This window comes from Bacillus cereus group sp. BceL220 (assembly GCF_051776965.1).
GTDB classification, from domain to species: domain Bacteria; phylum Bacillota; class Bacilli; order Bacillales; family Bacillaceae_G; genus Bacillus_A; species Bacillus_A cereus.
This window is the reverse complement of record NZ_JBPWBC010000037.1, coordinates 1-6,148: the sequence shown is the minus strand read 5'-3', so window position 1 is coordinate 6,148 and position 6,148 is coordinate 1. Positions and strand designations below refer to the sequence as shown.

Here is a 6,148-nt window from a genome sequence, read left to right as displayed (position 1 = left end):
TAGACCAGATGTAGCTGTCGAGGAGAATAAAGTTGGTACAGTAACTCCTGGAACAACCATCTTTATTTATCGTGAAGATCCAAATGGATGGGTAGAATTCTCTTTTGAAGCTAATGGAGAAAAATACTGGACATTAAAAAGTAAATTAAGTATGTAATTAAAAAGATCTATTTCATTACTTTTAATCGTTTAAATTATAATCTCATATAATTGAGAGATAAGTTTTTTACTTTCTTAAAATAAAGTTATGTATACAAGAAAAGTTAGAGAATTATTTTCTCTAACTTTTCTTCGCTAGTATTTGAAATTAAAAAGATGGTGGAGTTACTCCAAATATAACAGTGACTTTGTTTAAAGAGTTGTTTTCCCATTTATGCTTTGCATAAGGTGGGATTTTAACACTATCACCTGTATTGAGAAGTAAAACCGCATCATTTAGATATAGTTTCACTTGTCCTTCCATAATAAATGCTATTTCTTCCCCTTTATGTGCCACAGGCTCCATAGATGAAGCAGTTTGAGGTAACAGATTCATTAAAGCCAATTCTAGTGCTCCATCTAAATTAGGAGATAATAGCTCATACGAAACATTGCCGCTTTCAGGAAAAGTTATTTTTTTCCTTTGGTTAGCTCGTACAACTAATTCTTCTGTATTGGTATCCTCTAAGAAAAAATTAAACAATGGAATATTTAATGCTACAGAAATTAATTTTAGTGTTTGTAATGAAGGATTTGTGATTCCTTTTTCAATCTGACTTAACATGGAAGGTGTTATATCAGCTAACTCAGCTAAACGCTTACTGGTTAATCCGGCACCTTTTCTAAATGCCCTAATTCTGTGACCAACATTAATATCGTTCATATATGTAATCCCCTTTAAATAAGTAAATAAAATTAAATTGTTATTAATTTTATTTACTTATACTTAATATATTGTTAATATATACTTAATTATAATAAATTATGATTAATTTTAAAACATCATATGTACATATGGCAGCAGCTGCGAAAAAGATTTACTTAGAAACAAAGGGGCTACTATTTTTGAATATACAGCGGGCTATAGTAAAGCAGTAGAAGAAGGAAGAATACAAGTTAATAAGTATCAAATGTGCTATTTGATTGACGATGAAAAATCAAAGCATTTATTTTAAGGTTATGCAGTAGCTGCTACTCGTCTGAATAATTGATATACAAATAAAAGTTGATGAATCGCATCCTCTATTTGTATATCTACCGTGTGGAGTAGGATTTGGTGGTGTTTCGTTCGGTTTAAAAATTATGGTACGGGATCATGGACATGTAATTTTTGCTGGGCCTACCATTTTCCGTATATGCTAATAGGTATGATGACCGTATTATATGATGGGATTTCCATACAAGATTTTTAATGAAAAGGATTCTAATAAGTAAAGGACAACTTAAGAGTAGACTTCAATGCTGTATTGTAAAATTTTTAAGGAAGTGAAAATAGTATGAAATCAGCTTTAAATAGTATTATGATCTCCTCGATTCTTGCAGTAGGAGGGATCCTTTCGCTTTTGTTTAATTTAATGGGGGATCAAGATTGGATCTGGAATTGGGTAGGGTTATTACTGGCATATCTATCTTTGGGCATTTTAATAGGTTTATATAATAAAACTGTGGATCACAAAACATTTCCTAAAATACTAAAAAGAACTTTGTTTATTTCCTTTAATGCTACTATATTAGGGATAATAATAGGGGTAACATACCAACTATTAGGAAAGTGGAATCTTACTATAATGATGTATTATTGGTTGATAATTTTATTATTACATTTAATTACTATAATAACATTAGTCATCCTAGTATTCGAAAACCGTAATAGTAAAAATTACAGCTTACTATATAGTTTTATTATACTTTTAAACATTGTCCTTACCTTAGGACCAGTATTATTTCCAGTAGTTCTAACTATTATAGGAAATGCCATGAACGCTAGTGCAGGGCACTAATTTTCACCTATATAGATTATTAAAATGATTAGTCCAAAATTGTGATTGGTTAAGTTAAAAAACTTAATAAGCTAATAGGATAATAAAACTAAACGAAATAAAGTGGAATGATTTGATAGAAAGAAGATTATAATATGAAAATTAAGCTTAAGAAAAAGAGAATTATAAGTGTATTGTTGGCTATTACATTAGTAGCAATAGGGTATTACATGTTTCAATCTATTACGAATCCTAAGCTGGTAAATGCGGAAGAGGCAAATAGTGTTCAACAAGTGAGCAGTCTACCTAAAAATGAATTGAAAAAATCGATACCTAATCGTTTTGATGGTAAAGAAAGAAAAGTTGTATATTTAACTTTTGATGATGGACCAGGAAAATATACAGCTAATCTATTAGATGTATTAAAGAAAAATGATGTGAAAGCAACATTCTTTTTAATTGGCGATAACGTGAAAAGGTTCCCAGATTTAGTGAAACGAGAGCATGTAGAAAGCCATTATGTGGGCATGCATAGTATGACACATGATTTTAAAAAGCTGTACACCAATCAGGAATATGTTAAGGAAATGAAAGAAGATCAATCTTTAATTAGAAATGTTATTGGAAACACACCGAAATTAACACGTCCACCATATGGATCAATGCCTGGCTTAAATGAATCACTTCGAAATGAAGTGGTCGGAAATGATTTGAAAGTATGGGATTGGACAATTGATTCTTTAGATTGGAAATACAATAAATTACCTGTGGATGTAGCGGCCGCAAAAATTGTTCAAAATGTCTTAGCAGGTGCGACGTCTTCAAAGGAAATTGTTTTAATGCACGATATTCATCCACAATCTGTCGCAGCAGTTCCAGCAATAATAAAAGGATTAAAAGAAAAAGGGTATGAATTTGAAGCTTATGATGAGAATAATCATTTTCCAATAAACTTCTGGCATGATAATCGTATATAAAGAGATGTATTAGTTAAAAGAAAATCAGAATGGAATAAGCAAATCATATAGGGTTTAAATATTTGTAAGAGCGTGTTTAGATAGATGAAACACGCTCTTTTTACTGGGCTATTTTTTATTTATATTAGGAGGAATGAAAAACTATATTTAAACGACTATTAGTATTACTTATTGGCGCTCTATTATTATTCGGTTTAGCTGCTTGTGAAAGTGTTAAATCCGTGACAAGTAATGTCACAGTTGGTAAGGTAATTGAAGAATTTAAAGCTGCAGGATTAGAAGCCGAAAATCCTAGTGATCTACTAGAAAAAGAATTTGGAAATACTAGAAAAGAAGCAAAGCGCATTCTTGCTCCGGCATTAGGTGAAGATAGCGGCGGTAGAATATTTGAGTTTAAAAACAAAGAAGATTTTGAAAAAGCTAAGAAATACTATGACGATTTAGGTAATGGTAGTCAAATGCTACTCTCTCATACTTACGCAAAAGGTAATTTTCTTATACAAATGAATGGTGAAATGGAAGATGCCCAATTTAATAAATATAAAGAAGTTATGGATAAAGTAATTAAGTAAATTAAAGAATCCGCTTTCATTTCTCTGAAACCATGTTAGAATTATCTTTGGATGGGAGTCCAATACATATTATTAAAATTAAAGTGGTTATTAAGTCGGAGAAAGGCACCTTAAGGTGCCTTTTCTCTTTGTTAACGTTTGTAAACACCAGTCCAAGTACCATATCCATCTTGATTCGGATAAGCTTCTTTTAAATAATATGTTTTGTTACATTTAATCATTGTCGCAGGCATTGAACCTTTTGTTTTGAAATTCATTTGCCATGCTGTTGGTGGAGTTTTGCTGCAATCAACCTGGCTTGCATCAGTGTAGGCAAAAGCGCTTCCTGTTCCACCTAATACAATACCTGCTGCTAAAGCTCCAACTACTAATTTCTTAAACATAAAAATTCCCCCTCAAATATTTTTTGTAACTTTCACAATAACCTTAACACGTTTTACAAATAATGTTAGTTCTTTAAACTTGATAAAATAATATTAGAATATTAAGAAATTAAAACATTGAATAACTTTATTTGTAACGCGTTCTAAAATCAGAACGTGATTATGCTTATTAACAATGATATTATTTCGTTATTCACCACAATCATGTAGCTTAATTAAAAAAATGAAACCTGTTAGAGTTTATTTAGTATGCAGTTTGTTAGAAAGCTGATATCAACTCTTTTAGAAAACAGAAAAAATCTAGTTGACGGACTCTTACTGAATCTTAGCCTGATAGCGATGGGGTGCCACCCTATGCCCATCAAGCTAACATTTTGAAGTACGCCCTAAACAAAATTTTTATCATTTTAGCCAAGAAGACTCCTTCCTCAAGGAGCGTGAAGGGTCACAGCCCAGTGAGTAGGTGGGAGATGAATTGGCTTCGAACAAGGGATGGCAGGAAGCCATCTTAATTGTTCGACATACAGAAAGTGTTACTCGACTACCTATCGAATGTACGTTTGGTGTATAATAGTCATATACCGAAATGGAGGTGAATCAAATAATGATGAATAAAGCCTATAAGTTTCGTATCTATCCAAATCAGGCACAAGCAATTCTAATCAACAAAACGATTGGATGTTCTCGCTTTGTATTCAATTATTTCCTATCCTTATGGGATCAAGCATACAAAGAGACAGGAAAAGGCTTGACCTATGGTACATGCTCTGCCAAACTACCTGCCATAAAGAAAGAGCTTGTTTGGCTAAAAGAAGTGGATAGTATTGCGATTCAGTCGTCTGTTCGCAACCTTGCGGATGCTTATACACGCTTTTTCAAAAAACAAAACAGCGCACCGCGCTTTAAATCTAAGAAGAACAACGTACAATCTTATACTACAAAACAAACAAATGAAAACATTGCCGTTGTAGGGAACAAAATAAAGTTGCCGAAACTAGGTCTTGTTCGATTTGCCAAAAGTCGCGAAGTAGAGGGGCGTATTGTAAATGCTACGGTTAGACGGAACCCTTCTGGTAGATATTTTGTGTCACTATTAGTTGAAACAGAAGTACAAGAGCTTCCGAAAACAAGTTCTTACATTGGAATAGATGTAGGACTAAAAGATTTCGCTATTTTGTCAGATGGAACACACTATGAAAATCCGAAGTTTTTCCGATCATTAGAAGATAAGTTGGCGAAAGCACAGCGTATGCTTTCTAGAAGAATGAAAGGATCTTCTCGCTGGAATAAACAACGAGTAAAGGTAGCTAGAATTCATGAATACATATCCAATGCTAGAAAAGATTACTTGGACAAAATTTCAACTGAAATCATCAAAAACCACGATGTTATCGGTATAGAGGATTTGCAAGTATCGAATATGTTAAAGAATCATAAGTTAGCAAAAGCAATTAGTGAGGTATCTTGGTCGCAATTTCGATCCATGTTAGAATACAAAGCAAAATGGTATGGCAAACAAGTCATTGTCGTATCGAAAACATTTGCTTCCAGCCAATTATGTTCTTGTTGTGGGTATCAAAATAAAGATGTTAAAAATCTAAACCTACGTAAATGGTTTTGCCCTTCATGTCAAACACATCATGATAGAGATATTAACGCAAGTATCAATCTAAAGAATGAAGCGATAAGGCTTCTAACCGCAAGGACTGCGGGGTTAGCCTAATCAATTAGAGTTCGATAGAACTCTTTACTTAGGAATCCCTCACTTCTAAACGAAGTGAAAGTGGGGGTAGTTCAATTCATTCTTTTTTTCCTTATAATTCGATCTTGTAATCGCTGTTGTTCTTTTATCAGTCATTCCTACATAAGCGTTGGATATATTGCAGGTTTGTCCAGACTGAAAAGAGCTTATTAAACCATCCATTATTCGCATTCCTCTTCATATATTTGTACCACAATTATTTTTTTGTTGTTAAAACTAGTTTTTAAGAAGCATATGCTTTAGCAACTGCAGAAATTCTGTATCACTTCTATCATCTTTTATATAATCCTGTTCGTAGTTAAAAATCATTCGTACTAACATGAAAGCTGTTAGCGGTAAAGGTACCTTATGCAAAGCTCCTTGCTGATAACCTTTTTCGAGCAAATTACTTATCATGTTAATTGCTTCTTCTTCAGATTGTTTAAAACAAGTTGTAATTTCAGGTGAATGGTACTCTTTATATTCTTGAAAGAGTGTAGAAACAAATGGATCTTGA

General features: G+C 32.7%; 6 protein-coding genes and 1 pseudogene. 4 read left to right on the top strand and 3 right to left on the bottom strand.

The features are described from left to right. Positions 1-307: 307 nt before the first annotated feature. Positions 308-862 (bottom strand): helix-turn-helix domain-containing protein, encoded by a 555-nt coding sequence (locus ACS2FK_RS30250; protein WP_063549743.1) that lies wholly within the window; start codon positions 860-862, stop codon positions 308-310. Between the two features lie 613 nt (positions 863-1,475). On the opposite strand from ACS2FK_RS30250, the gene ACS2FK_RS30245 reads away from it, so the two are divergent. The 3 genes from ACS2FK_RS30245 to ACS2FK_RS30235 all read left to right on the top strand — a co-directional run bounded on the left by ACS2FK_RS30245 (position 1,476) and on the right by ACS2FK_RS30235 (position 3,507). Beyond that, complete coding sequence (locus ACS2FK_RS30245) at positions 1,476-1,979, top strand: DUF3902 family protein (RefSeq protein ID WP_000833547.1); 504 nt, start codon at positions 1,476-1,478, stop codon at positions 1,977-1,979. Positions 1,980-2,113: 134 nt separating this feature from the next. After that, on the top strand, positions 2,114-2,935 hold the full coding sequence (locus ACS2FK_RS30240) for a peptidoglycan-N-acetylglucosamine deacetylase (RefSeq protein ID WP_063549745.1): 822 nt from the start codon (positions 2,114-2,116) through the stop codon (positions 2,933-2,935). 143 nt (positions 2,936-3,078) lie between these two features. Continuing rightward, positions 3,079-3,507 (top strand): hypothetical protein, encoded by a 429-nt coding sequence (locus ACS2FK_RS30235; RefSeq protein ID WP_063549747.1) that lies wholly within the window; start codon positions 3,079-3,081, stop codon positions 3,505-3,507. Positions 3,508-3,638: 131 nt separating this feature from the next. Here the strand turns inward: ACS2FK_RS30235 and ACS2FK_RS30230 are convergent, their stop codons facing one another. After that, a complete protein-coding gene (locus ACS2FK_RS30230) occupies positions 3,639-3,890 on the bottom strand; it encodes a hypothetical protein (protein ID WP_043937682.1) in 252 nt (83 codons plus the stop codon). A 604-nt stretch (positions 3,891-4,494) separates the two neighbouring features. Between ACS2FK_RS30230 and tnpB the strand changes: the two genes are divergently transcribed. Beyond that, on the top strand, positions 4,495-5,613 hold the full coding sequence (gene tnpB, locus ACS2FK_RS30225) for an IS200/IS605 family element RNA-guided endonuclease TnpB (RefSeq protein ID WP_196213906.1): 1,119 nt from the start codon (positions 4,495-4,497) through the stop codon (positions 5,611-5,613). Between the two features lie 255 nt (positions 5,614-5,868). Here tnpB and ACS2FK_RS30220 read toward each other — a convergent pair. Beyond that, positions 5,869-6,148: pseudogene (locus ACS2FK_RS30220) on the bottom strand (TetR/AcrR family transcriptional regulator); the annotation flags it as partial.